The organism is Nocardia sp. NPDC024068 (assembly GCF_040638875.1).
Classification (GTDB): Bacteria; Actinomycetota; Actinomycetes; order Mycobacteriales; family Mycobacteriaceae; genus Nocardia.
This window is the reverse complement of the sequence record NZ_JBEZYU010000011.1, coordinates 33,046-57,764: the sequence shown is the minus strand read 5'-3', so window position 1 is coordinate 57,764 and position 24,719 is coordinate 33,046. Positions and strand designations below refer to the sequence as shown.

Below are 24,719 nucleotides of genomic sequence, written 5' to 3'. Positions count from 1 at the left end.
GGTCTCAGTGTGCGTCGGCGCCCAGGCGGTGACGGATACCGGCGGTGAACAGCTGCAGGCCGAAATCGAACCGGGCCGTCGGGTCGGTGGCGTCCGCGGGTTCGCCGGCCGGGTCGGCCAGGGCCCCGGCGGAGTCCATCTGCATCCGGGACTGTTCGTCCACGGTGTGGCCGAGTACGTAGTAGAGCAGTGTGTAAGCAGCGAGTTCGGCCTGGTCGCGCGGCATTCCGGCGCGGATCACGGCACTGCTGAAACGCTCGCGGCCCTTGTTCGTGGTGAGGCGGGAGGCGTAGGTGGACGAGACCAGTTCCGCGCCGTCGCGATAGGTCAGCAGGCAGTCGCGCAGGCGGTGGGCCAGTTCGGTGAGCGCACCCGACCAGTCCGTGGCGACCACGGGCCGGTCCATCGGCGCCAGGATCCGGTCGGCCACCGCGCCGAGCAGTGCCTGCTTGTTGGGGAAGTGCCAGTACAGCGCGCCGGGCTGAACGCTCAGCGTGCCGGCCAGGCGGCGCATGGTGAGGTCGGCGAGACCGTACTGGTCGAGGATGGCGAGGGCGCCGTCCACGACGTCGTCCCGGTGTAACTGCACGATTCGATCCTCCCGCCGGCGCTGCTGCTCGCCTCAGACGCTACACCGGCCTGAACGCTGTTCAATCCCGGGCGCTAGCCTGTCCTGAACACCGTTCAAGTTCTGGGATCCGGGAGTCCGGGACCAGCAACACAGTCACGACGAAGGGGATAAGCCAGTGAACCGGGCATCCGTCGAGACCGCCGCCACGCCGGCCGCCAGCGATGTACTCACCGACGCGCGGGAGCAGGTGCTCGATCGCGGCGTCGGGCTCTCCCGGGATCAGACCCTCGCGGTACTGCGTCTCGGCGACGACCGGCTCGAGCAACTGCTCGAGCTCGCGCACGATGTGCGGCTCCGCTGGTGCGGACCGGAGGTCGAGGTCGAGGGCATCATCAGCCTCAAAACGGGCGGATGCCCGGAGGATTGCCACTTCTGCTCGCAGTCCGGGCTGTTCCAGTCGCCGGTGCGCGCGGCCTGGCTCGATATTCCGAGCCTGGTGGAAGCGGCCAAGCAGACCGCGAAAACCGGCGCGACCGAATTCTGCATCGTGGCCGCGGTGCGCGGGCCCGACGAACGGCTCATGGCCCAGGTGGCCGCCGGTGTGGAGGCCATCCGCAACGAGGTGGACATCCAGGTCGCCTGCTCGCTCGGCATGCTCACCCAGGACCAGGTCGACCGGCTGGCCGCGATGGGGGTGCACCGGTACAACCACAATCTCGAAACGGCGCGCTCGTACTTCCCGAACGTGGTCACCACCCATACCTGGGAGGAACGCTGGGACACCCTGCGGATGGTGCGGGCGGCGGGGATGGAGGTCTGCTGCGGCGGCATTCTCGGGATGGGGGAAACGCTGGAACAGCGCGCCGAATTCGCCGCCGACCTGGCCGCCCTCGAACCCGACGAGGTCCCGCTGAACTTTCTCAACCCGCGTCCGGGCACCCCGTTCGGAGATCTGGAAGTGCTGTCCGCGGCCGACGCGCTGCGCGCCGTGGCGGCCTTCCGGCTGGCGCTGCCCCGCACCATCCTGCGCTTCGCGGGCGGCCGGGAGATCACCCTCGGCGATCTCGGCGCCCGGCAGGGCATCCTCGGCGGAATCAACGCCGTGATCGTCGGCAACTACCTGACCACCCTCGGCCGCCCGGCCGAACAAGATCTCGACCTGCTGGGTGAACTGCAGATGCCGATCAAGGCACTCAATGAGACCTTCTGACCGGCGCGGCGATCCGATCGCCGAGACAGGCCGATCGGCGACGTCAACCATGGAACGGCGGGACTCCTGAGTACTGTCGGCCCTATGGACGAGCGCTACAACCCGTTCACGGGCCGGCCGATCACGCCCGGGTACGACGAACCGGCATCCCGGGCCGTCGCGCTCGGCCTGGAACCGCCCCGGTTCTGTGAGCACTGCGGCCGCCGGATGGTCGTGCAGGTCAACCCGGACGGCTGGTCGGCGAAATGCTCCCGGCACGGCATCAGCGATTCCACCGCGGCCGAGGCGCGGTAGCGGTGCCGGGTACACGTTTCGCCGGAGCGGGCCGGGAGCTGCGTGCCGCGGGCGTCCTCCTGGCCGTCGTGGTGGTGGTGAGCCTGGTCGTGGGCGGTCTGTGGGGTCTGCTCGCGCCCACCGAACGACTGCTGGTGGTCGAACCCGGACGCGGTGCGGGGCTGGTCGGCGAAAGCCTGCACCGCTTCGACGCGATGGCCCTGTTCGTCGCGGCGGGGGCCGTCACGGGTCTGCTGTCGGCGGTGGCGGCGTGGCGGCACCGCCGGATGCGCGGACCGATCCAGTTCGCCGGCCTGCTGCTCGGCTCGGTGGCGGGCGCCTGGGTGATGTCCTGGGCGGGGCACGCGGTCAACCACTGGAACAATCCGCGACCCGTCGACCCGCCGGTGGGGCAGATCGTGGCGCTGCCGGTCGATCTGGACGGCTCGATCGCTCTGCTGGCCCAGCCGTTCGTCGCCTCGCTGGTGGTTCTGCTGCTCGCGGGGTTGAGTACGACCGAGGACCTCGGCACCGGCTTCATGAGCCCGTTCGGTACGTCCCGGCGCCAGCCGTACGCCGATCCGGAGCCCGAATCCACTCCGTATCAGCAGGTCTCGCCCGATCCGGCACCGGTGGGCGGAATGCGGCCGGCCGCCCCCGGGACCGGTGCGGCACCGGATGACGGCCCACCCAAACGAGATTCGCCCGCCGCGACCCCGCCCGGCTGAGGTCCCGCGGCCCGGCCCGCGCACGGCGTCCGCGCGGATTCCCGGTGATCGGGACCGCCCGGGCATCCCGGCGCACGTACCCCGCACTCCGGTCGTAGGCTGAGCGAAATCGACGGGACGACAGGGGAGATGGTTCGGTGGGGTTCACCAGTGCGCTCGTAGTCGAGGAGATCGACGGGACGTTCTGGAAGGTGCGGGAGCCACTGCGTTACGCGGGTTCACAGGAAGAGTTCGAGGTACCCGCGGGTTTCCGTACCGATTTCGCGTCGGTCCCGCGACCGGTGGTCTGGCTGGTACCGCGCTACGGGGTCTACACCCGTGCGGCGATCCTGCACGACTATCTGCTGCGGTCGGAAGTGGTCAGCGCGGTCGACGCCGACGGGATATTCCGGCGGGCGCTCCGCGAATGCGATGTCTCGGTGCCGCGGCAATGGATGATGTGGACGGCGGTGCGGTTCGGCAGCCGGTTGCGGGGCATCACCCCGCCGGCCCTGGCGGTGTTCACCGTGGTCGCGGTGCTGTCCATCCTGTTCCTGGCGATTCCGACCATCGTGGTCACCGTATTCCTGGTGCTGTTCTGGTTCATCGAGGTGATCGCCTGGGCCGTGGTCAAGGTGCTGCCGCACGAGAGTCCGGCGCGGGCCCCGCGGCCGGAGATGAAGACCTGAGCGCCCGGCGCTCGGCCCGCCTCGGGCGGCGGTGGGATCCCCACGCATTCCCACGGCAGCACGGGTAGGGATCGGTCCGGCAGCCCGATCCTCACGCGTTCATCGAGAATCGAAGGTGCGATGAGTTCGCCCGGTCCCGCTCGTCTACTCCATGAGCGCATCGCCCGAGCATCTATGCAACCCGTGTTCGGGGCCGCGCGTGTGTCCCGTCTACGAAGAGAGAATCTCGAATGGCCGCACCCATCCACGCGATGCTCCGGTTCGAAACGATCATCGGCAGGTGGCAGACCTCCGGTGTCGTCCTCGACGACCAAGGCCGGCAGACGATGAAAATCGAGGGCACAGACGAATACGAGTGGATGACCGGGGGCCGCTGGATCCTGCACCGCGTCGACGTCATGATGGGTGGTGAGCGCACTCGGGCTCTCGAACTGATCGGCGACTACGACCCGGAGGCCGGTACCTACGCGATGCGGGCCTTCGACGCCTCCGGTTCGTACAGCACTATGACGGCACATCCGAACGCCGATGGGTCCTGGCTCTTCGATGGCGAAGGAATGCGCAGCACTCTCCGGCCGTCCGCAGACGGGTCGTCGATGTCCGCGCTGTGGGAGCGTGACCCCGGCACCGGCGCATGGATCCCGTGGATGCGGATGAACTTCGCCGCCATCGAGTGATCCGCATACGGGTCGGCACCAGCCCGGACGCACCCATTCACGAACGCCCTGCCGGTTCGGAGCATCGGGTGGGTATCACGCGTGGAACGGTCCTGCGGCAGGTCATCGTTCGGAGCCGGCAACGCCCGCGAACTGTCGATCCGAACGTTGGTAGACGCGCGTCATGGCGGCGAGTGTTCGGGTGAGGTGGTCGCGGAGCGCCGGTGGGCCGAGGACCTCGGCTTCGGCGCCCAGTTTGAGCAGTTCCGGCAGTGCCTGTTCGGCGGACTCGATCGGGATCGTCACCCTGGTCCAGCCGTCTGCATCGGGCGCCGCGCTCCGGTGGGCAGCTTCGATCGTGGCCGGTTCCCACAGGTAGGGCAATCGGTGGAAGGCGTTCGGGGACAGGCGCAGAGTCGCCTCGTCGCGGTGACGGCGCGCCTCGAAGTCCTTCAGATAGCCCTGCCAATAGTCGGCCAGGTCGAACCCGTCGGGGAGGTTGAATCGCTCGTCGCGGACATGGAGATCGATGATCCGCGAGATGCGGTAGGTACGGAGCTCCTCGTCTGTGGAGGCCACGAGATACCAGTGACCGGCCTTGAGCACCAGCCCATAGGGTTGCACGGTCCGGGTTATCTCCTGGGGTTCGGTCCAGCGCAGGTATCGCATCCGCACGGTGCGGCTGTTCCACACTGCGTCTGCGACCACGCCGAGATGGGGGGTGCGGTCGGCTTCGTGGTACCACCGCGGAGCGTCGAGGTGGAACCGCTGCGCGATCCGGCCGGCGCGGTCGCGCAGCTCGGCCGGTAGCGAGGCCATCAGCTTGAGTTGCGCGGCGGTGGCAACCGCGCCCATGCCCAGGTCGGCAGCGGCCGTCGGTATCCCGGACAGGAACAGCGAGTCGGCTTCATCGACGGTCAGTCCCGTCAGCCGGGTCCGGAATCCACCGAGGATCCGGTATCCGCCGTCATGACCGGATTCGCCGTACAGCGGGACGCCCGCCGCGCTCAGGGACTCCATGTCACGGTAGACAGTGCGCACGGATACCTCCAGCGCGCCGGCGAGCTCCTGTGCCGTCATCCGTTCCCGGTTCTGTAGCAGCAGCAGGATGGACACGAGTCGGCTCGCACGCATGCCATCGAGTCTGCCGTGCTTCACTGACACAAGGTGTCAGTGAAGCGGCAATAACGTTCGATGCATGGACATCGACATCGATATCGAGCAGTTCGTCGACCGCTACGTCGCGGTGTGGAACGAACCGGACCCGGCGGCGCGCCGTCGCCTCATCGCCGGCCTCTGGGATGTGGACGGTGTGGAGACCAACGAGTCCGCGCGGTACCAGGGTCACGGCCGCATCGAAGCGCGCATTTCCGAGGCGCACAACACGCTGGTGCGCGATGCGGGCAATATCTTCTGGTCCGCGGGCGACGCGACTGGCCACCACGACATGGTCACCTTCACCACTCACATGGGCCCCGAAGCAGGAGGAGACATCGCCTGGACCGGCCGCACCTTCGTCACCCTCGGAGAGAACGGGCTCATCCGATCCGACCACCAGTTCACCGTGAACACCCCGGCCGAGACGAACACGAGCACTCGCGCCACCGTGCAGGAGTTCCTCCACCGACTGGGAGAGGGCGACCCGGACCGGATCGCCGAGCTGTTCGCCGAACACGTCGAATGGGAATTGAACTGGCCGGTCGACGGCCATCCGGCGGTGCCGTGGATCCGTCCTCGCTCCACCCGCGCCGACGTCGCCGACCACTTCCGGGCAATAGCCGCCTTCCACATCCCAGAGGAAGCGGCGGGAAAAGCGTCACAAGTGCTGGTCGACGGCCGAAACGCAGTCGTGCTCGGCGATATCCGCCAGACGGTCGAAGCCACAGGCCGGCCTTACACGGCTCTCTGCGCCCTCCACCTCACAGTCACAAACGGACTGATCACCCGATACGCCGTGTACGAAGACAGCCTCACCGTCACCGAAGCCCTTGCCGGGCAACCGATACACCGCCGAGCAACGGACTGACCCGAAGGCATCGGCAATCCGGCTGGGTCCAGATCGGCGATCCTGCGGCTTCCTCGGCCACGCTCGCCGATCGAACTACGTTGGTGTTGCGTCGTTTTGGTGCGGTCGGCGAATTCCGGCCGGCTGGAGTCGGCGCTCGACAAGGACAACGCCGTACGCGTACCCGGCGGTCGCGCCCGTCGGCCGATGTGGACCCGGCTCCGGTTCAGGACTTATCAGCGGTTTGCCTCGACGAGGTGATGCGGCGGTGTCTCCCAGCTGGTGGAGATCGAAAAAGGCTACGAAGGAAAACGCGGCCGCACCTGGGTCCATCTCACCGCAGCGGGCGAGCATGCCCTGCGCGACGAGACACCGACCTGAATTATCGCCGGTCAACGATGATTGTTGCCGGAGTTCTGCCCGGGAACGCCCCTTTGCTGGACATGCGTGGGTGGACCTCGGGGACCTCTACCGCTCGGGATGTTGTGACGTGCGGTCGAAGAGTCTGTCGAGGTAGTAGTCGATGGCGGTCAGCGCGGCATCGGGATCGATGACGTCGAAGTCGAGAAGCGGGGTGAAGCCGGTCAGCGCGAGCAGGAGGTTCGTCTCGATGGCCGGTTCACGATCCGAGGAGATATGGCCATCGGTGATTGCTTGCCTGATCAGGCGTTTGGTCAGAGCTCTGCCGTCGTGTAGTCCGAGGCGGGCCTGTTCGTGTAGCTCTGGGTCGTGTAACGCCTCGAGGGTGTAGGCGGCGCTCATACGGCTGGTGGCGCGGGCGTCCGGGTGCAGGGGGAGCATCTCCATGAGCGTCACTCGCAGTACGTCGCGCGGGTGTGGAGGTGAGCCGAGGCGGTCGAGGCTTCGGGTGACGCGGCGTGAGGTCTGTTCGGAAGCGAATTCCATCGCGAAGACGAGCATCGCTGTCCGGGAGCTGAAATAGTGCTGGACCTGTCCGAGGGAGGCGCCCGCCTCGCGGGCGATCTCACGCATCGTCGCTCGGGTCCAACCTTGTTGTTCCACTACTCGCCACAGGGCGCGCGCGATGGTTTCGCGACGTTCTCGGTGATCGACCTGTTTGGGCACGCGAACCCCTTCCCTCTGACTCCATACACCTGTAATAATACAGCTGACTTGCAAAAAGGGAGTGGTGAGAATGACTGACCGGGGATCCCGGCCGAGGGAGGTTGAAGCACCCATTGCGGACCGCGACCAGTCGAGTAGAGGGGTCGACGCTGCACCGTATGCCCTGCTCCTGCTGGGTGAGCGCCGCCGATTCGAGTCGGGGAGTCCGCGATGAGCGCGTTCGCCGCCGCTGAGCTGGAGGCAGCATATTTCGGGGCCTACGACGCGGTGATGGCACACTGGCCGGTACCGGTCGAGACGGCAGATCTTCCGGGTCGGTACGGAACGACACGGGTCACGTCCGCCGGCCCGTCCGCGGCACAGTCGCTGGTCCTGCTCCACGGATACAGTGGCACGTCCGGGATGTGGTATCCGGTCGTGGGTTCACTGGCCGAGGAGCATCGTGTGCGGGCCGTGGACATCATGGGCGAGCCGGGCCGCAGCCGACACACCGGCGCTGCCTTGACCAGCATGGACGATCTCGTGGACTGGCTGGCGGAAACTTTCGATCTGCTCGGGCTACCCGCCGCGGACCTGTGCGGCCAGTCGCTGGGCGGGCACCTCGCGGTCCGGTTCGCGCTCGCCCATCCCGAACGGGTTCGGCGCCTGGTCCTGCTCGATCCGCCTCTGGTCTTCGCCGGGCTCAGCCCCGAGTTCGAGGAGTTGGGCCGGAACCGCGACCCACACCCGACTTTCGAGGACGCCCGCGCCGTGCTGGCACCGGGCGCTCCCGGCAGCGGGCCGGCGCATCTGGAGGCCTACTTCGACCTGCTCGCTCACGGGGCCGCGCACTTCCCGGCCTCGCCGATCGTCTATCCCCACCTGCCGGATGGGCTGACCCTGCTGCCGGTCCCGACCTTCGTCGCCCTGGCCGGGGCGAGCCAGGTGCACGATTCGGAGGCGGCCGCGGAAGTCGCGCGGCGTGCCGGGGCGCACACGGTGATTCTCCCTGGTGCCGGACACGGCCTCCTGGCCGACGTCGAACCCGTCCGCAGCCTCGTCCTCGAACACCTCCGGCGAACGGACTCGCCGGCCTGAGGCCGCCGGGCGGCGGGTGGAGCGTGCGAGTCGCAGCGACAGGGGCGGTGTCAGTTGGTGAGCGATCGGATCCAGAAGTCGATCACGGCCTGCACGCATTGTTCGGTGGTGTGGCCCGGTGGCGGGTCGAGGACCGCCCCGTGGACTTGCGCTTCGACGGCCTGCACGAACAGCAGCGCGGTGAGCTCGGCGTCGGGGCCACCGAGGTCGAGCCGGTGCAGGTGGTAGGCGACCTCGGCGGCGAGACGTTGTTCCAGCTGCCGGAACTGGGCGATGCTTTCAGGTGTTCGAGGTGCCTGCTCGAACAGCAGCCGGTGCATGTGCGGCTGTGTGCGGTGCAGGTGTGCGACCGCCGTGATCAACCGGTGCACGATTTCGCCCAGTGGGGGCGCTTCGGAGCGCAGGGCCGCGGTTTCGGTGAGTAGTGCCGCCGCGGCGTGGCGCAGGTGACGGTCGGCGAGTGCGTAGAGCAGAGCGTCCTTGTCGGGGACGTAGTGGTAGAGCGTGCCGATGGATACGCCGGCGAGTTCGGCGACCTTGTTGGTGGTGGTCGCGGTGTAGCCGTGCTGGTGGAAAAGTCGAGCAGCCGCGTCCAGGATTGCGTCGAAGGTGAACTCCGATCGCTGCTGGCGCGGGGTTTTGCGGGGAATGGACATACGGGTCCCGAAGTCGAGTTGTCAAAACCGAGGATTGCTCGAATCATTGTGGCATGCACAGCTCCTACCTGAAGTTCCTTCCCCCGGACCTGCGGCCGGATCCCGCGTTGCGGCCCGAGTCGGCATGGTGGAACTGGCGGGGCAACGAGGTACACATCGAACGCATCGTCCGAGCGGACGCCCGGGTGCGGATGCTGTTGATACACGGAGCCGGCGGTCACGCCGCGGCGGTATGGCCATTCGCGGCGCTGGCGGCCGAGCAAGGTTACGAGGTGGCGGTGCCCGACCTACCGGGCTACGGCCGCACGCGAGTCCGTGCTCGACACGGCATCCGATACCCGGATTGGGCAGACTGTCTCACCGAGCTGATCCGAGACCGGCATGCCGAGGATCACCGGCCGCTGGTGATCCTCGGGGCCAGTATGGGCGGAATGCTCGCCTATGAGGCCGCCGCCCGTACCGGGCTGGCTGCCGCCGTCGTCGCGACTTGCCTGCTCGATCCCCGCCTGCCGCAAGTGCGTAGCGCGATCGCCCGCCGACCGTGGCTGGGTCGCTACGGTTCACGGCTGCTCTCTCCTGCCGTCGACCGCGTCCGGGTTCCGATGCGGTGGATGGCGAACATGCCTGCCATGTCCAACGATCCGGAGCTGACCCGGCTGGTCGCCGCCGACCCCCACGGCGGCGGGGCCTCGATGCCATTGGGATTCTTACGGACTTACCTCGCATCAGCACCGCACGTCGAACCCGAGAACTTCACCACCTGCCCGGTATGGCTCGTTCATCCCGGCGCCGACGCCTGGACGCCACTATCGCTGAGCGAGAAATTCTTCGAGCGAATCGCCGCGCCGAAAAGGCTGACCGTGCTGGACAACGCAGGGCACTACCCGGTCGAAGCCCCTGGAATCCATCAGCTGGTCCGCGCACTCGCCGACCTCCACGCGGAGATCGATGGCCGCAGACGTCCTTGAACAACGCGTCTCGCCGCCCTTCCGTGGCTCTGCGAGATCTGAAGACCGATCCGCTTCACAGCAGGCCGCTGACAGAATGCGTCGTGTGAGCCGGTTCCGATCCTTGGGCCGGGCCGGTCAGTCCTGCTCGAACAAGTGGTCGTAGCCGATCGCGAAGTCGCTGTTGGCGGGATCGACCACCACCTGGAGCTGGTCACCGATCTGCGGTCGAGGGATACCGGCCGGTACTTCGCAGTCCGCCTTGAACGTATCGAAACCCGGCCCAGTGATACGGACTCGAAGTTCGGCAACGTCCGGATTCTCGCCCCCCTTACGGATCCGGACCGCGACGATCTCCGCCGCCGAAACAACTCCGACGGCCCGGAACCGCTTCGCGTCCCATCTCTGCCCACAGGTGGTCACCGCGATGGCGAGGCCGATCGGGAAAGTGATGATCGCCGGGCACAACCCATTCCACAGTGAATCACTGGTCAACGCGAGCACAGGCCCCGATAACATCAGACCGGCCGCGATCGAATAGGTGAACACCTGGGCAGCAGGTCCGATGAGTTCGACTTGCCTCGGCTCTCTGTCGCTACCGGACACTTCAACATCATAGTGATGGAAACGCACCCGGCTGGAGGATTCCGCCCCGCACCGTCGTCCCACCAGCGCGCGGCTGTCGCGATCGTGACCGCCGAACCAGGAGCAATCGGAGGAGCCAACGTCGTCGGCCAGTCGTTCCACTGCGTCACCTGCTGGCCGCGCAAGACCGAGACCTGCGCACTCTGCGACAACGACGACGTGGTCGGCGCGCGCTGGCCGCTGGGCACGGTCTGCCGACGCTGCTACAAATTCCGTGTCAACCATGCCAGCCCCTGTAGCAGCTGCGGGCGGACCCGGGTGCTGGTCGGCGTCGAGCCCGGCGGTGGGCTCTGCACCACCTGCTGCGGGCTGGAACTGAACTTCACCTGCCGACGCTGCGGCCGCGACGGCCGGCTCATGGTCGATCAAACCTGCACGAAATGCGTCGCCGCCGAACGGGCGCGCAACCTACTCAGTGACGACACCGGTACCGTGATCCCACAACTGCAACCGCTGCTCGATGCCCTCGCCGACGCGAACGCCGGGTCGGTGATCACCTGGCTGCGGACCGGCCAATCCCGAAAACTGCTGTCACAGCTGGTCGCCGAACACCGCGAAATCACCCACGCCGCCCTCGACGAACTACCCCAACGCCATGCCACCCACAGCATCCGGGCGCTGCTCGTCGGCGCCGGCGTCCTGCCCGCCCGCAACGAGCCCCTGGCCCAGCTCGAACTATGGTCCGGGCGAACCCTCGCCCAACTCCCTCCCAGCCAGCAACACATCATCCGGCCCTTCGCCGACTGGCACGTCGTCCGCGACGCTTACCGCCGCGCCGCCCGCGGCCCCTACCGTGTCGGCGCTGCCAGCGCCGACCGCACTCAGATCCGGTCCGCCATCAAGTTCTTGACCTGGCTCCACGCCCAGGACGCCGGCGTCGAGAACCTGACCCAAGATCACATAGACGGGTTCCTGCTGTCCCACCCGTCGAAATCGCATCCGGTCATTGTGTTCTTCCGCTGGCTCCAGGCTCGCGGATTCGCTGCCGGCCTCGATATTCCTACCCAAACCGGCGGACTGCCCAACGACTTTCAAGGCTTCGAAGCCCACCAGCAGCAACTGCACCGTTGCCTGACCGACGAATCCATCCCGCTGGCAGCACGAGTCGCGGGAGCGCTGAGCAGGCTCTATGCCCTGCCGCTGGTGCGCATCGTCGAGTTCACCACCGACCGGTTCCACCGCGATGGCACCGGAGCCTTCCTCACCATCGACCGCCACCCCGTCCTGCTTCCGCCAACGCTGGCTCGCCTGATCGACCGGCTCATCGTCTCCGATGCCATCCAAACGATGATCAGACCCGGAGGGCCCGGACCGGCCTATTTGTTTCCCGGCCGACCACCGGGCCGCCCGCGCCACTCCCACTCGTTGCGAGAAATGCTGACCGAGCACGGGCTTCCGATCCGCTCGGCCCGCAACACCGCCATGATCACCGCCGCCGGAGAACTCCCACCCATGGTCATCAGCGACCTGTTCGGCGTCGGCCCCGGCACCGCCCAGAAATGGGCCCACTACGCCCAAGCCAGCTGGGCAGACTACCTCGCCCACGTACACCCTTAACGCGGCTCGGAGAGGGAGGCGCCCTCGGCCGATTCAGGCCGCGGCCAGGAACCGGACCGGAAAGCGTTGCCGGCGCGCCGGATCCGCTCGTTGGGTGAGGGTGATGACCGCCTCAATGACATGCTGATCGCACTCGGCCGATTTCGCTGTGGCGCGATCCTGCGACTCGGCATCGGCGCGATGGCAGCCGAGCTGGGTGGCAGCGAGTAGGTGAGGAGGCCGGTGTGGCTGAACACGAGGTGCGATTGTCGACCAAGAACCTGCTGATCGCAGGTATCGATATGGATTTCGACGTGAAGGTCGACGACAGAAAGCTGGGCACCATGAAGATCTCGCGTGGCGGACTGGACTGGGTGCCGGTCGGGAAGCAGAGCGGCATCCCGATCAAGTGGCAGGAGTTCGCCGACTGGGCCGAGAGCGGGTACGACGACGAATAGAGGGGTAAGAGCTCATCAGCACCGGGATCCGCCCTGCTCATTGGCCACGGGGACAGAGACCGGGCCGGACCGGCGTCCATGGAGGCCGGCGCGATCCGGGGCTTCGGCTACGCTCCGTCCAGCTGCGAGAGGTCGGTCATGCCGCGGGTTTGTCACTGCCAGAACAACGTCCGATCACGCACGACGGGACGCTGACCCAGGAAGGTGGTGCCCTCCTCGACGCTGTCGGCGAGCACGGCGAACATGGCCGTGATCGATGGCCACAGCCAGCCGTCGGAGGCACCCTCGGCGCTGTATTCACTCACGCAGCCCGTGAGGTCACCGGCGCGCGTATCGACGAACAAGGTCTCGCCGCGGTCGGCTACGGGGATGAATTCGGGCAGGAACAGCTCGCAAGCCGAGCCCGCGGGTTCAGCACTCAACTCCGCCGGATCGAATTCGGCCGCGAACTCTGGGATCCGTTCTCGCTGGTCGGTGCCGATGCTGAGCCACACAGTTCGTATTTCGTTGCTGCGGGCCACTGTCAGCAAGTCGTAGCCGGGCATCAATGTCGGCAGGTATTCGCCGACGTGGCGGAACAACACGCGCAGGTCGGCGGGAAGATTTATCGCCCAACTGTGTTCGACCGCATCCAGATCGATGTCTGTAGCCGGAGTGAACGCGTTACGGTCCAGTCGGGTTTGCGCCCAGTGCTGGAGGCGCGCGAGCTGGGTTTCGATGTTGCCTGGGTGGAGGGATTGCCGCGGCTGCCGTCGGGGCTGTTCGGGGGCCGGGGCGCTGGGGGTGACCGCAGGTGGTGTGGTGGCGGCGACGGAGATGATCTGTTCGACGACTTCACGCTCGGGCCGGGCTGGGTCGAGCAGGCCCTCGATGGTGATCATCTTTCCATCGATGTGGCCTTCTACCGAACTCGAACTGGGCGCACGCTGCCGGGAGTGAAGGAATTCGCGCGCGGCTTGCACCAGGGCATGGGCGGCCTGTTCGAGGGAGGACGCCTCGCCGTCGAGGCCAGTCGCCGACGGGGGAATCGTCTCCGGTTTCGGTATCGAAACGGTCCACCTCACCACTACCACCTTTCCCATGCCCTGTCGCGCTCTTACGGCGTCGGCAAAGAGCCGTTCAGCGCCTGCACATAGAACGGGTCATCCTTGAGCACCCTATTCCAGTGATAGAACCAGCGGGCCGAGCTGCCGCCACTTCGGTTGTGGCTCAGATTGATCATGCAGATGCTGTAGCCGGGGCCCGTGACGCCCTGGGCGACATCAGGGAGCAAGCATCCATCGGTGAAGGTCCGTTCCGCACCACCGAAACTACCGCCTTCGCGGCTGGATGCGAATGGGTACTCATCACAGTCACGACCGGTCGGAACCGGACTCGGAACCCTCGGATTCTTTTTACAGGTAATGTCCCTGTTCACAGTCTCGAGTTCCTGGGTGCCCTTGTGCAGCGGTGTTCCGCCTACACCTCCGGGGACGCCGGAGTTCTGCGCTGCGGCGATGTGGCCGGCGAGCTCTCCGACCTTCGCTGGTTCGTTATAGGTCAGCACCGGCCTGATCTCCGGAAAAACGCACCCTGGCTTGTTCGCTGAGAGCATGTTGTCGCAGCGGATCACGGCCAGCGGGGCTTCCTGCACGTGCACGATCTCTGCCCAGCTGTAGGAGTCACTTGGCCGGAAGTTGAAATCCACCGCCAGCTTGTTGACCCCGACCAACTGGTCTTGCGGGATATTGCCGGGATCGATGTCGTTCTCGACGAAGAACTTCTTGCCGTCCTCCATCTCCCACCACGGCATCTGGGTGCCCTGGATGTCGCAGTTCTGCCCTGGTACTTGGCAGATTGGAGCCATCTTCAGCTTCGCGTAGGACATCGCGCCCCACACGTCGACGACGGTGGCCCGCTGGCGGAAAGTGAAGACCTTGGTGTTCCACTTGGTGCGCGACTCCAGCTCGACGATGAGCTGGGTCCCGCCTGCAGGCTCTGTTTCGCCGGGCACCATGATCTCGTAGTTCACGACGACTACTCGGCAGGAGTACAGCCGCTCGGTGTGGACGCCTGGAAATTCGTCGTAACACTCTTTCTGGATCGCGGAATCGGCAGGGTACGCTGGCCCTGACAACGCCCGCTGTCCCGTCCCGGCGGGATCATCTTTGGTACACAGGATTTGTTTGCTGGGGTCGGGAGCCATCTTGCTGACTTCGCTACACGGCGGCGGCAGCTTGTCGTCGGCAGGGGCCCGCTGTATGGTCGGCGAGTCGTCGCGCACCCCGGTTGCGGGGTTCTCACAGATGGCCGCCGGGCAGGCGCCGGTGGGCGGATCGAAATCGGATCGCGGATCGCCGATGTTCCAGGCCAGGGTGCCGCCTTCGAAATCCTGGGCGCGCCCGCCGTCCAAGTCGTACTCATCGCTGGTGGGGAATCCGAACCGGCCCGCCTCCCAGCCGGAGTCTCCCCACTGCTGGCGGATTGCACCGGCAACAGTGAAAGGACCGGGTGCACCGTTCTTCCGGTAAATGGATCCGCCTTCGAACAGGGCGTAGCGTCCCAACCCGTTCGGCGTCACCTGTTCATCGGTGGTGGGGTACCCCAGAGTCCCACCCTCTCTGCCGACGGCGGCCCACTTGTCGCGAAAGGGCCCGTAGAGCACATCGAGACCTGTCGTTCCTGACCAGGTGATCGTTCCGTTCTCGAAGTTGTTGTAGCGACCGTCGTACTTGCCCGCGACGATTTCGTCGGTCGTCGGGTATCCGAGGGCGCCGGCCTCGGCACCGAGCTGAATCCACCGGTCTCGGATCGCTCCACCGATAGCGTAGGCCTCGTTCAACCGCCAATAGATGTCACCACGCTGGAAGTGCTGGCGGCGGCCGACACCGTCGGGGTTGACGATCTCATCGGAGGTTGGATAACCCAAGACCCCGGCCTCCCAGCCATTGCGCTGCCAGGCGGCGAAGAAGTGGTTCACCACCGGGTGCGCGCCCCCGCCGGCAGACCAGTAGATCGGCCCATTCTGAAAAGTTGTACGCTTCCCTGCACCGTCGGGGTTGGTCAACTCCCCGCTCGTAGGCCACAGCAGGAAACTGTTCGGGCCTCCGAGCGCGTTGTATTTGTCACGGATCGCACCACACACCTGATACGGGGCGGGCCAATACACCTGGCACGCCTCAGCAGCCCGCGTACCGGTCCGCTGAGGCGCCACCAATCCGGCCTCCATGGTCTCGGCCTTGTCGGCGTCGGCCTTGGTGAAGCCCTCCGGCAGCTCCTCACAGTCCGACCGCATCTGGCCCGGCACGACCGTGGTCTTGGGGTTCTGCGTCGGCGTCCACTGCTCCGGATCGACCTTGCCCCCGGACCCATCCGGCGTGCAGGACTGCGGCGCCGGCACAGGAGTCGATGGTGAAACGGTATCCGGGGCAGGTGCCGACGGCGAGGCCGGTGGTGTCGTTTCCGACGGTGGTGGCGGGGGCGGCGCGGGCGAGGGCGAGGGCGACTGTGGCGGTGTCACCGAGGATTCCGGTGTGGGTGCGGGTGGTCCGCTCGGTTCATCCGGCGAGGTACTGGGTTGCGCGGCAACGACACCGCCCCCGGTGACAACCAGTACTGCGGACACCACCATTGCGGCAATCGTCGCGCGAATCTGCCTCCCGCGCTGTAACCGACCAGTTGAATCGACCCGCATACGCCCTCCTCGTCCTCGCTGCCGGTTGGTCATGCCACTTCAGCCCCGCCAGTCTCACCAGCCTCAAGGACCACTCTCCACGGCCTACCCGGCCGCGGGCCTTCGAAACCCGGCTCTCCCCGAATGTCGCTGCTGAAAATCAACTTTCGCGCTTCTGTCACGCAGTTACGTTTGCGGCCCCGACGCAGGTCACAATGCATACGCACCTTTTCGCCAAACTGCATCTGAAATATCGACCCGCCCCCGGAGGGATCGGCAGAGTGGCCCCAGCGTCACACCGCCGGCGCGACGGGACGCCTGCCCGAGTCACAGGGCGCCAAGGTCGGTGGCGGCGCATTGCACTGCTCGACACCTTCGATCCGGCCTTCCCGATCGCCACCCCTGAACACACCGGACCCGCACCCGACGTCGGACACCCAGGCAACAGCGACGCGGGCCTGAGATCGCGGATCGGCCGGTACCACCGCCTGTCCGTCGAGGATCCCCGCGCCTAATCCGCGGCCACCGCGAACGCGCCGTGGTCATCATCTTTGGGCGTGATGCGGGATATGCATTTCCGGCCGATCGGCGAACCCCGAATACTGCAAGTATCGAATAAATACCCTTCACCGGTTCCGGATGCGGCGCCGGGCGGCTCGGTGGCACGCCGAGATCCGGGCGGGGGTGCGTCGATCAGCTCCTCGGCATGCGGGAAGAGGCTGCCAGTACCACGCGACGCGGGGGACATTGGCCACTTCCAGTCGTTCGAGCATCCGCCGCCGGAGGGCGTCGTCGTCGGGTTTGCCGAAAGTCTCGGCGTAGCGGGCGGTGAGGGTATCCACGATCGGCGCGGTCGCGGCCGAGTCCGGGGAGATTCCCGCGGCGAGCGCGCGGCCGGCTTCGTGCCGCCACGGTTTCGGTGAGGGCATGATGCAGGCCGGTGGTAATCGGGTCACGAACGCGGCCTCGCCTTCTTGAACAGCTCGTAGACGGCGAGGTAGTTCTGCCCGCCGTGACCTCGCGCGATGGCGTGTTCGGCTATCTCCTTCATCAGCCGCGGCGGGCCGGAGTGGACGCCCTGCTCTTCGCTGGTGCGGGTGATGTGTTCCAGCGCATTCAGATTCATTTCCAGCGTGCCCAGGGTGCCGGGGTAGTCGGCGGCGTCCAGGTCGGGCGCCCGCTCGGCCAGTGACGCGTAGTCGACCACGCTCGGCATGAACCAGCCGAGGGCCAATTCGGCGAACTTCTGCGCCGATACATTCGCGGACTCGAGCAGAGCGGTCGCGTGCAGCCAGCCGTTCATGGTCGCGTACATCATGTCGAGCAAAGCGGTGTTGTAGAGCACCGCCAGCCCGATATCGGCTCCGAGGTGGCGTGGGTCGCCCATGCTGGTCAACACCGCGTGGTGCCGATCGAAAACGCCCTGCTCACCGCTGTACAGAAAAACCGCGTCGGGTTCGCCCACCGACGGTGGCGGCACCATGATGGCGCCGTCGAGGTAGTCGACCCGGTGCTCGGCGGACCACGCGAGAGCTGTGCGCGCCTCGCTCGGTGTCCCGGAGGTGAGGTTGACAAGGGCGCGGCCCTCGAGCTCCGCGGTAGCGAGGTCGAAGACCCGATACATGGTCTCGTAGTCGTTCAAGCACACGATCGTGATCGGGCTCGCGGCGACCGCCTCGGACACGGTCTGCGCGCGCCCGGCGCCCTGTGCGACCAGCCCGTCGGCTTTGCCGGGGGTGCGGTTCCAGACGGTGAGGGAATGTCCCTGATTCAACAATGCTTCGGCCAGTGCCAAGCCCATGGGTCCGAGCCCCACGAGGGTGACCCGGTTGTCCTGCTGTTCGATCGCGTGCTTCGGTGCCATGCGGGCTACGCTAAACTCTCACATCGATGTGAGAGTCAACTCGAATCCGTATGGGGTCGGCATATGCGCATAGGAGCCCTGTCTCAGCGAACCGGTGTCAGTGTGCGCCTACTGCGCTACTACGAGGAGCAAGGTCTATTACGACCTGTACGGCGCCCCAGCGGGTATCGCGAGTACCGTGAAGACGATGTCCGGACAGTCCAGAACATTCGAACGCTGCTGGCGGCCGGACTCAATACCCAGACGATCGCCACGCTGTTGCCCTGCATGATCGACGACGGCCAAGGCTTGGCGCCCGCGTGCCCCGATATGCTTCCCGACCTGCACCGGGAGCGGGAGCGAATCGACAAGGCGGTGGCTGATCTGCTGGCCGCGCGTTCCGCCCTGGACGTCATCGTGGCCGCAGCGCCGTCTCCCACAGCCGCCGAGAGTGTTGCCTGCCGCGCGGTCGACAGCACCGCTGCGGCCGGCATCGACGCATCGCTGAACAACGCACTCCCCGGCCCCGCCCGCCGATGATGACCACACCAGGCTCGGCGGTCGGGGGCGCTCGTTCATCAATTGATGGGTGGTGTCCCCACAGGGCCCGTTTCGGCGGCGCCGGCCGCGCCCAGGCGTGGGCGTGCGCCAGGAGCCGAACCATTCCTGCTTGCGTTCGGCGTTCCACCACCCGGCATGCTTCGCCGCGTGCGTCGGCCACGCCTTCGCTTGCAACTTCTCACCGCTGGAGAGTGGTGAGGCCTGCGCGGAAGTGTGAGTACTTCGGTGCAACAGGCCAGGGTAATCGGTCGAGGATGGTTGGGATCCAACACTTTTCGTCGGAGTCGCAAGACTTTGCCGAGCCGTCGGACTTGGTAATGTGACCAGGACGGTCAGCGAGGCTCGGTGTGCACACCGGTCGCAGTGGGCTGCTCGATCCGATCCGACGTTTTCTGCAGGCGGAGCACCCGATGAGCGAGTACAGCACCTACCCCGACTCCGACCAGGGAAATCCTTGGCTGAGTCTCGGTGCGAGTGTCGCTTCTATCGCTGCGCCTGCGATCGGAGGTCTCTGGGGTCCCGTTGGCGGCTTGGTCGGTGGACTCATCGGGGGTGCGGTCAATGGCTGGGCAATGAAAGAGATCGGGGGGGAACCCGGTATGGGTGGCGTCCTCACCCATGCGGCTCTGGGCGCTGCCGGTGGAGCGGCCGGTGGGTGGTTGGGCCGCGGGCTCGTGCAGGATGCGAAGCTCGCGGCAAGGTTGGGTGAGCGGCTACCTCTCGAAAAATTCGATGAGCTCGCGTACAAAATGGGAAGTCCCGCCACCGTCTATACCATTGCGCAAGGTTCAGGAACGATCGGACGGATGGCATTGTCCGATGACGGGCTGTTTCCCAGCGCACTTCCGACAGTGAGCATCGGCCGGGGAGACTAGCGCTGTATGGCCGAGATGCCCGAGGTTCTGATGCCGGATCAGAGTGCGCCCACTTATCCGGCCGAGTTCAGATTTTCTCCGGCTGTCGAGGATTACTACCGCAAACTGCCGCGGACGCTTCGCCGGAATTGGGATCTTTTCGGCTCGGATTCCGTCGCCGAGGTACCGCAGAAGGCGGCTGTCCGTGGCGTAGAAGGAACTGCGCGAGCACACATCAAAAGTTACGAAGAGCTGGCAACGCAACTCGGGCACAGATTTCGCGACCTTCAGGAAGGCGATAGGCGGCTGGCCGATCAGGTTCGCCGTTCATTGATCGCCGCCCGCGAAGGTCGAGCGGACATCGAAGCCGCCATTCACCGGATCAACGGTGACGCGGCGACGGTTCCGATCGGTCAGAGCAAGGGGGAGCACATCCTCCGCTACCTTTCCGCCGGCCTCGACCGTGTCGACCAGATCGTTCAGGACGTTACGAAATCCCTGTCCACCCAGGCTGCTTCGATCGACCGCTTGGCCGGGCACCTGAACGAGCCGGCACGGCGCCCGGCGCCGACCGCGATCATGCCGGAACAGCCTCGAACGGGTCGCGCGCCGGTAGCGGGGAACGACGGGACGCAGGGTCGGATGGAGATGCCGGGTGGAGTGGATAACTCGGGTCCGCACAGTCGCCGCGACACCGCAACGGCACAGCCGTCCGCAACGCCACAGGTCACGGGCTCCGCCGCGCATCTTGCCCCGGAAACGATTCCATGGCAGGTCAATTCGGGGGAATCTGACCAAACACCACCCAGTGCTGGCTCGAACGTCGTGGGCACTGCGGCGGGGCCGCCCGGCCACACTTCGTCGACGGCGGCCAACGATAGTGCGTCTGGGTCGGCTGGGGGTGTCAGCGGCGGTGAACAGGCAGCGGGGAAACGTGCCACTGCGCCCACGCCCGCCGCAACAGCCCGCACCCAGACCCCGTGGAGCGATCAGGCCGGTGTCGGGCCGTGGGCTCGACAGCACAACGTTCCATCCTCCGGGAAACGGTCCGGCGTCGGCGCATCCAGCCGGTCGCGCAAACGCTCGACGGAGGAACTCGTTGTGTATGTGTTCCCGGACGGTCGGAGGCAGGAAGTCTCACCGATGATCGCACAGGTACTCGATGCAGCGTTCGACGATCGGCCGAGCACGCATGCCCGGTCCGCGTATACGAGCCCGAAAACGACCGTATCGGTGGACGATGCGGTCGAGATCCAGGAGCTGTCCTCGGCCGTCACAGGTGATGTCGCGGTCTGGGCGCGGCGCAGCGCCGTACTCGTGGTGTTCGGAGCCGGACGTGGTCGCATACTCGAAGTGATCGTCGATGGCCGTCTGCGACCCTTCTCCACCCGGATGGACAGCAAGCAAGGCGGATTCGGCCCGTTCACCGGACTCCGCCGTCAGCGGCGCGCCGGACTGGAAACCGGCCATGTCGGTGCGCAGGGCACTGGGAGCGAACTTCGGGCCGTGAGCCAGGCCCGAGGCAGCGATACGAAGACCAGCGCCGCGACAGTGAAGGCGCAACGGCTCGATGTACCCCCGACACGTCGAGAAATGAACGAAAAGAGTCCAACCGACCACGGCGACCCGGTTGTCGTCGCCGATCGATAGCCAACTCGCCATTCAACTGCATGTCACCGCCTGATGACGGCATCTCGATCAATACAGGCGACTTCGGAAATCCGCCTTCGACGGTGTCCCGCGGCCGATAACCGTGGGCAGGCGAGGGTGGCCGGCGAATCCGGCCCGGAGGTCAGGTGCGGGGGCGCAGGGCGGCGAACTCGTCGGTGACCCGGAGCCCGGTTTCGGAGAACCGGTACACCGAGGCGGGCCGCCCCCCGGCCCGTCCGGGAGCAGCGGTGTCGCCGGTGGGGGTGATCACCTTGCGCCGGGTCAGCACGCGCTGCAGGTTCGTCGTATCGACATCGTAACCGAGTGCCGCGCAGTAGATTTCCCGCAACGTCGACATGGTGAATCGCTCGGGGGCGAGGGCGAAGGAGATATTGGTGTAGGAGAGTTTGGCGGCCAGCCGGGTGCGGGCGTGCTCGACCACCGTGCCGTGGTCGAACGACATCTCCGGGAGTGCCGAGACCCGATGCCAGGAGGTGTCCGAGGGCAGGCGGGGGTCCACGGTGAGTGGGACCAGGCCCAGATAGGCCGAGGCGATACGGCGTGGTCCGGGCACGCGGTCCGGGGCGCTGAACACCGACAGCTGCTCGAGGTGGTTGACCTCGCGCACATCGACTTTCTCGGCGAGCTGGCGCCGGGCGGAGGTGTCCAGATCCTCGTCGTTGCGCAACCGGCCGCCGGGTAGGGACCAGGTGCCCTGCTGCGGGTCCAGCGCGCGCTGCCACAGCAGGACCGCGAGTTCGCTGCGCCGGCCGCCCACCCGGCGCCCGGTCCGCCCCTTGTGATCGCTCTCACCTGCGGTGATGCCGGCAGGGAAGTGGCGAACCTGGAACACCGCGGTGAGGGATTCATGGATGGTGCTAAACTGGTCCACGTTTTCGATCATAAGTCGAAAACCTGGTGAGTGCGAATCGGCGGAGTTGCCGATCGCACGGAGGAAGGAGCGACCATGGCGACGATGGGAGCAGAATTGGCCCCGGCGCCGGGTACCGCACTGCGGGAGCGGATCAGCGACGGGCCGTCGGGCTATACCGGGGTCGAGGCGACACCGGAATGGGCCGCCGAGGTGAAACGGCTGGCGCGGCAGCGCAACGCCACCATTCTCGCGCACAACTATCAGCTGCCCGAGATCCAGGACGTGGCCGATCATGTGGGCGATTCGCTGGCGCTGTCCCGGATCGCCGCCGAAGCGGCCGAGGACACCATCGTGTTCTGCGGTGTGCATTTCATGGCCGAGACGGCCAAGATCCTGAGCCCGGAGAAAACCGTGCTGATCCCCGACCAGCGCGCGGGCTGTTCGCTGGCCGATTCCATCACCGCCGAGGACCTGCGGGAGTGGAAAGCCGAACATCCGGATGCGGTGGTGGTGTCGTATGTCAACACCACGGCCGCGGTCAAGGGGCTCACCGATATCTGCTGCACCTCGTCCAACGCGGTCGATGTGGTGGCCTCCATCGACCCCGATCGCGAAGTGCTGTTCCTGCCGGACCAGTTCCTCGGCGCGCATGTGAAGCGGGAGACCGGTCGCGAGAACATGCATATCTGGATGGGCGAATGCCACGTCCACGCCGGGATCAACGGTGACGAGCTGAACGAACAGGCCCGCACCCACCCCGACGCCGAATTGTTCGTCCATCCCGAATGCGGCTGCGCCACGTCCGCGCTGTATCTCGCGGGTGAGGGCGAGTTCCCGGCCGACCGGGTGCACATCCTGTCCACCGGCGGCATGATCGACGCCGCCCGGGCCGCGAAATCGTCGCAGGTGCTGGTCGCGACCGAGGTCGGCATGCTGCACCAGCTGCGAAAGGCCGCCCCCGGGATCGATTTCCAGGCCGTGAACGACCGCGCTTCCTGCCAGTACATGAAGATGATCACCCCCGCCGCGCTGCTGCGCTGCCTCACGGACAACCGCGACGAAGTGCACGTCGACGTGGAAACCGCCGACCGGGCCCGCAACTCGGTGCAGCGCATGATCGAAATCGGTAACCCCGGCGGCGGGGAATGACACCGTCACCGCACGGTGACCGGCAGGACGCTCCGGCGTGGGAGGACCACGCCGACCTGGTGGTCATCGGCGGTGGCGTGGCCGGCCTCACCGCGGCGCGCGCGGCCTCGCTGCGCGGGCTGCGGGTGCTGATCCTCAGCAAGGGCGGGCCCACCGATACCGCCACCCAATACGCGCAGGGCGGTATCGCGGTCGTGGCACCGGACGGCGATTCGGTCGACTCGCATGTCGCCGACACCCTCGCGGCCGGCGGTGGCCTGTGTGATCCCGGCGCGGTGCGTTCCATCGTCGAGAGCGGGCCCGACGCGGTCGCGGCGCTCACCGATCTGGGCGCCGTCTTCGACCTGGGCCGCGACGGGCAGGTCTCGCGGACCCGGGAAGGCGGGCACAGCACCCGCCGCATCATCCACGCCGGTGGCGATGCGACCGGGGCCGAAGTGCAACGGGCCCTCTCGGTGGCGGGGCTGCCGGTTCGGTTCGGCACGGCGGTGCTCGAGGTGGTCACCGGCCCCACCGGTGTGCAGGGGGTGCTGGCGGTGTCCGCGCGCGGCCTCGGGGTTGTGCACGCGCCGGCGGTGCTGCTGGCCACCGGCGGGTTCGGCCGGTTGTACGCGCTGAGCACCAACCCGGCCGGCGCGACCGCCGACGGCGTGGCCTTGGCGCTGTGGGCGGGAGCGGCGGTGGCCGATCTGGAGTTCGTGCAATTCCATCCCACGGTGCTGTACTCGCCGGACGGTATCGGGCGCCGGCCGCTGATCAGCGAGGCCGTACGCGGGGAGGGTGCGGTTCTGGTCGACTCCCGCGGCGATCCGGTGACCGCCGGGGTGCATCCACGTGGTGATCTGGCACCCCGGGATGTGGTGTCGCGCGCCATCGCGGCCCGGATGCGGCAGCTCGGGACCGATCACGTCTACCTGGACGCCCGCGCCGTCGCCGATTTCACCCGTCGCTTCCCGACCATCACCGCCTCCTGCCGGGCGGCCGGAATCGACCCGCGCCGGGATCTCGTCCCGGTGGCGCCCGCGGCGCACTACCAGTGCGGCGGGGTGGTGACCGATCTGCAGGGCCGCACCGCGGTACCGGGGCTCTACGCGGCCGGTGAGGTCGCGCGGACCGGGTTGCACGGGGCGAACCGGCTCGCCTCCAACAGCCTGCTCGAGGGGCTGGTGATGGGCGAACGCGCCGGGTTGGCCGCCGTCGAACGAGTCGGCGAACCGGCCCGGGTGCGGGAGTGGTCCCGGCCGCAGCGTCCGCTCGTCCCGCGCGGGCTGGTGCAGCGGACCATGACCGAGCACGCCTCGGTGGTCCGCGACGGCGTGGGTCTGGACGCGGCCGCACGCGCCCTGGAGGCCGAAACCGGTGCTCCGGCCACCGATCCGGTGACCCGGGTCGAGGACGAGGCGCTCACCGTGACGGCCCGGGCGATGCTCCTGGCCGCCCGGACCCGGACCGAGAGCCGCGGCTGCCATACCCGCGCGGACCATCCCGCCGCGCAGCCGCGGCAGGCCCGCGAAATCGTGGTGCGACTGGACCATTCGGGCACGCCCTGCGTGGTCGCCGAACCGGCCGCGCTGCCCGCGCCGTCGTGACCGGCGGCCCACCGAACCACCCCCTGCCGGG

The 24,719-nt window shown here is 67.0% G+C and carries 24 protein-coding genes; 14 read left to right on the top strand and 10 right to left on the bottom strand.

The features are described from left to right. Positions 1-4: 4 nt before the first annotated feature. Complete coding sequence (locus AB0F41_RS12820) at positions 5-589, bottom strand: TetR/AcrR family transcriptional regulator C-terminal domain-containing protein (RefSeq protein ID WP_357423122.1); 585 nt, start codon at positions 587-589, stop codon at positions 5-7. Between the two features lie 157 nt (positions 590-746). On the opposite strand from AB0F41_RS12820, the gene bioB reads away from it, so the two are divergent. The 5 genes from bioB to AB0F41_RS12795 all read left to right on the top strand — a co-directional run bounded on the left by bioB (position 747) and on the right by AB0F41_RS12795 (position 4,127). Further along, the gene (gene bioB / locus AB0F41_RS12815; RefSeq protein WP_357423120.1) at positions 747-1,781 is read left to right on the top strand and encodes a biotin synthase BioB; all 1,035 of its coding nucleotides are present in this window, start codon (positions 747-749) and stop codon (positions 1,779-1,781) included. An 84-nt stretch (positions 1,782-1,865) separates the two neighbouring features. Then, the gene (locus AB0F41_RS12810) at positions 1,866-2,075 is read left to right on the top strand and encodes a hypothetical protein (RefSeq protein ID WP_357423118.1); all 210 of its coding nucleotides are present in this window, start codon (positions 1,866-1,868) and stop codon (positions 2,073-2,075) included. Between the two features lie 2 nt (positions 2,076-2,077). Next, positions 2,078-2,782, top strand: a complete 705-nt coding sequence (locus AB0F41_RS12805) for a DUF2567 domain-containing protein (RefSeq protein ID WP_357423116.1) — start codon at positions 2,078-2,080, stop codon at positions 2,780-2,782. A 137-nt stretch (positions 2,783-2,919) separates the two neighbouring features. After that, positions 2,920-3,450: a DUF1353 domain-containing protein gene (locus AB0F41_RS12800; RefSeq protein ID WP_357423114.1), complete on the top strand. Its 531-nt coding sequence runs from the start codon at positions 2,920-2,922 to the stop codon at positions 3,448-3,450. Between the two features lie 230 nt (positions 3,451-3,680). Beyond that, positions 3,681-4,127 (top strand): DUF1579 family protein, encoded by a 447-nt coding sequence (locus AB0F41_RS12795; protein ID WP_357423112.1) that lies wholly within the window; start codon positions 3,681-3,683, stop codon positions 4,125-4,127. Between the two features lie 102 nt (positions 4,128-4,229). Here AB0F41_RS12795 and AB0F41_RS12790 read toward each other — a convergent pair whose 3' ends face one another. Beyond that, positions 4,230-5,240, bottom strand: a complete 1,011-nt coding sequence (locus tag AB0F41_RS12790) for a YafY family protein (protein ID WP_357423110.1) — start codon at positions 5,238-5,240, stop codon at positions 4,230-4,232. Between the two features lie 64 nt (positions 5,241-5,304). On the opposite strand from AB0F41_RS12790, the gene AB0F41_RS12785 reads away from it, so the two are divergent. Next, positions 5,305-6,132, top strand: a complete 828-nt coding sequence (locus AB0F41_RS12785; RefSeq protein WP_357423108.1) for a nuclear transport factor 2 family protein — start codon at positions 5,305-5,307, stop codon at positions 6,130-6,132. A gap of 447 nt (positions 6,133-6,579) precedes the next feature. Here AB0F41_RS12785 and AB0F41_RS12780 read toward each other — a convergent pair whose 3' ends face one another. After that, entirely contained in the window at positions 6,580-7,197 is a 618-nt protein-coding gene (locus AB0F41_RS12780; protein ID WP_357423106.1) for a TetR family transcriptional regulator C-terminal domain-containing protein, read from the bottom strand. A gap of 210 nt (positions 7,198-7,407) precedes the next feature. Here AB0F41_RS12780 and AB0F41_RS12775 point away from each other — a divergent pair, with 210 nt between their 5' ends. Continuing rightward, positions 7,408-8,274, top strand: coding sequence for an alpha/beta fold hydrolase (locus AB0F41_RS12775; RefSeq protein WP_357423104.1), 867 nt, complete (start codon positions 7,408-7,410; stop codon positions 8,272-8,274). A gap of 50 nt (positions 8,275-8,324) precedes the next feature. Here AB0F41_RS12775 and AB0F41_RS12770 read toward each other — a convergent pair whose 3' ends face one another. Beyond that, positions 8,325-8,930, bottom strand: coding sequence for a TetR/AcrR family transcriptional regulator (locus tag AB0F41_RS12770; RefSeq protein WP_357423102.1), 606 nt, complete (start codon positions 8,928-8,930; stop codon positions 8,325-8,327). A gap of 53 nt (positions 8,931-8,983) precedes the next feature. Here AB0F41_RS12770 and AB0F41_RS12765 point away from each other — a divergent pair, with 53 nt between their 5' ends. After that, positions 8,984-9,898 (top strand): alpha/beta hydrolase, encoded by a 915-nt coding sequence (locus tag AB0F41_RS12765; protein WP_357423100.1) that lies wholly within the window; start codon positions 8,984-8,986, stop codon positions 9,896-9,898. Between the two features lie 117 nt (positions 9,899-10,015). On the opposite strand, the gene AB0F41_RS12760 is transcribed toward AB0F41_RS12765, so the two are convergent. Next, positions 10,016-10,483: a hypothetical protein gene (locus AB0F41_RS12760; protein ID WP_357423098.1), complete on the bottom strand. Its 468-nt coding sequence runs from the start codon at positions 10,481-10,483 to the stop codon at positions 10,016-10,018. Positions 10,484-10,498: 15 nt separating this feature from the next. Here AB0F41_RS12760 and AB0F41_RS12755 point away from each other — a divergent pair, with 15 nt between their 5' ends. Together AB0F41_RS12755 and AB0F41_RS12750 are read left to right on the top strand one after the other, a co-directional pair. After that, on the top strand, positions 10,499-12,079 hold the full coding sequence (locus AB0F41_RS12755; RefSeq protein WP_357423096.1) for a hypothetical protein: 1,581 nt from the start codon (positions 10,499-10,501) through the stop codon (positions 12,077-12,079). A gap of 224 nt (positions 12,080-12,303) precedes the next feature. After that, positions 12,304-12,516, top strand: coding sequence for a hypothetical protein (locus AB0F41_RS12750; protein ID WP_357423094.1), 213 nt, complete (start codon positions 12,304-12,306; stop codon positions 12,514-12,516). A 152-nt stretch (positions 12,517-12,668) separates the two neighbouring features. Here AB0F41_RS12750 and AB0F41_RS12745 read toward each other — a convergent pair whose 3' ends face one another. The 4 genes from AB0F41_RS12745 to AB0F41_RS12730 all read right to left on the bottom strand — a co-directional run bounded on the left by AB0F41_RS12745 (position 12,669) and on the right by AB0F41_RS12730 (position 18,032). After that, a complete protein-coding gene (locus AB0F41_RS12745) occupies positions 12,669-13,580 on the bottom strand; it encodes an SMI1/KNR4 family protein (protein ID WP_357423093.1) in 912 nt (303 codons plus the stop codon). Between the two features lie 32 nt (positions 13,581-13,612). Next, the gene (locus AB0F41_RS12740) at positions 13,613-15,895 is read right to left on the bottom strand and encodes a hypothetical protein (RefSeq protein WP_357423091.1); all 2,283 of its coding nucleotides are present in this window, start codon (positions 15,893-15,895) and stop codon (positions 13,613-13,615) included. 899 nt (positions 15,896-16,794) lie between these two features. Then, on the bottom strand, positions 16,795-17,124 hold the full coding sequence (locus AB0F41_RS12735; protein WP_357423089.1) for a hypothetical protein: 330 nt from the start codon (positions 17,122-17,124) through the stop codon (positions 16,795-16,797). Next, positions 17,121-18,032: an NAD(P)-binding domain-containing protein gene (locus AB0F41_RS12730; protein WP_357423087.1), complete on the bottom strand. Its 912-nt coding sequence runs from the start codon at positions 18,030-18,032 to the stop codon at positions 17,121-17,123. The genes AB0F41_RS12735 and AB0F41_RS12730 overlap by 4 nt, the downstream gene beginning before the upstream one ends. Before the next feature lie 63 nt (positions 18,033-18,095). On the opposite strand from AB0F41_RS12730, the gene AB0F41_RS12725 reads away from it, so the two are divergent. Both AB0F41_RS12725 and AB0F41_RS12720 read left to right on the top strand, forming a co-directional pair. Then, the gene (locus AB0F41_RS12725) at positions 18,096-18,551 is read left to right on the top strand and encodes a MerR family transcriptional regulator (protein ID WP_357423085.1); all 456 of its coding nucleotides are present in this window, start codon (positions 18,096-18,098) and stop codon (positions 18,549-18,551) included. A 902-nt stretch (positions 18,552-19,453) separates the two neighbouring features. Continuing rightward, on the top strand, positions 19,454-21,076 hold the full coding sequence (locus tag AB0F41_RS12720) for a hypothetical protein (protein WP_357423084.1): 1,623 nt from the start codon (positions 19,454-19,456) through the stop codon (positions 21,074-21,076). A gap of 142 nt (positions 21,077-21,218) precedes the next feature. On the opposite strand, the gene AB0F41_RS12715 is transcribed toward AB0F41_RS12720, so the two are convergent. Continuing rightward, positions 21,219-21,968 carry an NUDIX domain-containing protein gene (locus tag AB0F41_RS12715; protein ID WP_357423082.1) on the bottom strand — a complete coding sequence of 250 codons (750 nt, stop codon included), beginning with the start codon at positions 21,966-21,968 and terminating at the stop codon, positions 21,219-21,221. 84 nt (positions 21,969-22,052) lie between these two features. Here AB0F41_RS12715 and nadA point away from each other — a divergent pair, with 84 nt between their 5' ends. Together nadA and AB0F41_RS12705 are read left to right on the top strand one after the other, a co-directional pair. Continuing rightward, on the top strand, positions 22,053-23,099 hold the full coding sequence (gene nadA, locus AB0F41_RS12710) for a quinolinate synthase NadA (protein WP_357423239.1): 1,047 nt from the start codon (positions 22,053-22,055) through the stop codon (positions 23,097-23,099). Continuing rightward, positions 23,096-24,688, top strand: a complete 1,593-nt coding sequence (locus AB0F41_RS12705; protein ID WP_357423080.1) for an L-aspartate oxidase — start codon at positions 23,096-23,098, stop codon at positions 24,686-24,688. Before nadA ends, AB0F41_RS12705 begins: the two co-directional genes overlap by 4 nt. Positions 24,689-24,719: the final 31 nt, after the last annotated feature.

Bases quoted from the DNA above. Each gene is read 5' to 3' on its own strand.
- AB0F41_RS12810 (WP_357423118.1), top strand. From the start codon at position 1,866: ATGGACGAGCGCTACAACCCGTTCACGGGCCGGCCGATCACGCCCGGG.
- AB0F41_RS12795 (WP_357423112.1), top strand. From the start codon at position 3,681: ATGGCCGCACCCATCCACGCGATGCTCCGGTTCGAAACGATCATCGGC.
- AB0F41_RS12790 (WP_357423110.1), bottom strand. From the start codon at position 5,240: ATGCGTGCGAGCCGACTCGTGTCCATCCTGCTGCTGCTACAGAACCGG.
- AB0F41_RS12785 (WP_357423108.1), top strand. From the start codon at position 5,305: ATGGACATCGACATCGATATCGAGCAGTTCGTCGACCGCTACGTCGCG.
- AB0F41_RS12775 (WP_357423104.1), top strand. From the start codon at position 7,408: ATGAGCGCGTTCGCCGCCGCTGAGCTGGAGGCAGCATATTTCGGGGCC.
- AB0F41_RS12770 (WP_357423102.1), bottom strand. From the start codon at position 8,930: ATGTCCATTCCCCGCAAAACCCCGCGCCAGCAGCGATCGGAGTTCACC.
- AB0F41_RS12765 (WP_357423100.1), top strand. From the start codon at position 8,984: ATGCACAGCTCCTACCTGAAGTTCCTTCCCCCGGACCTGCGGCCGGAT.
- AB0F41_RS12755 (WP_357423096.1), top strand. From the start codon at position 10,499: ATGGAAACGCACCCGGCTGGAGGATTCCGCCCCGCACCGTCGTCCCAC.
- AB0F41_RS12730 (WP_357423087.1), bottom strand. From the start codon at position 18,032: ATGGCACCGAAGCACGCGATCGAACAGCAGGACAACCGGGTCACCCTC.
- AB0F41_RS12725 (WP_357423085.1), top strand. From the start codon at position 18,096: ATGCGCATAGGAGCCCTGTCTCAGCGAACCGGTGTCAGTGTGCGCCTA.
- AB0F41_RS12720 (WP_357423084.1), top strand. From the start codon at position 19,454: ATGGCCGAGATGCCCGAGGTTCTGATGCCGGATCAGAGTGCGCCCACT.
- nadA (WP_357423239.1), top strand. From the start codon at position 22,053: ATGGGAGCAGAATTGGCCCCGGCGCCGGGTACCGCACTGCGGGAGCGG.
- AB0F41_RS12705 (WP_357423080.1), top strand. From the start codon at position 23,096: ATGACACCGTCACCGCACGGTGACCGGCAGGACGCTCCGGCGTGGGAG.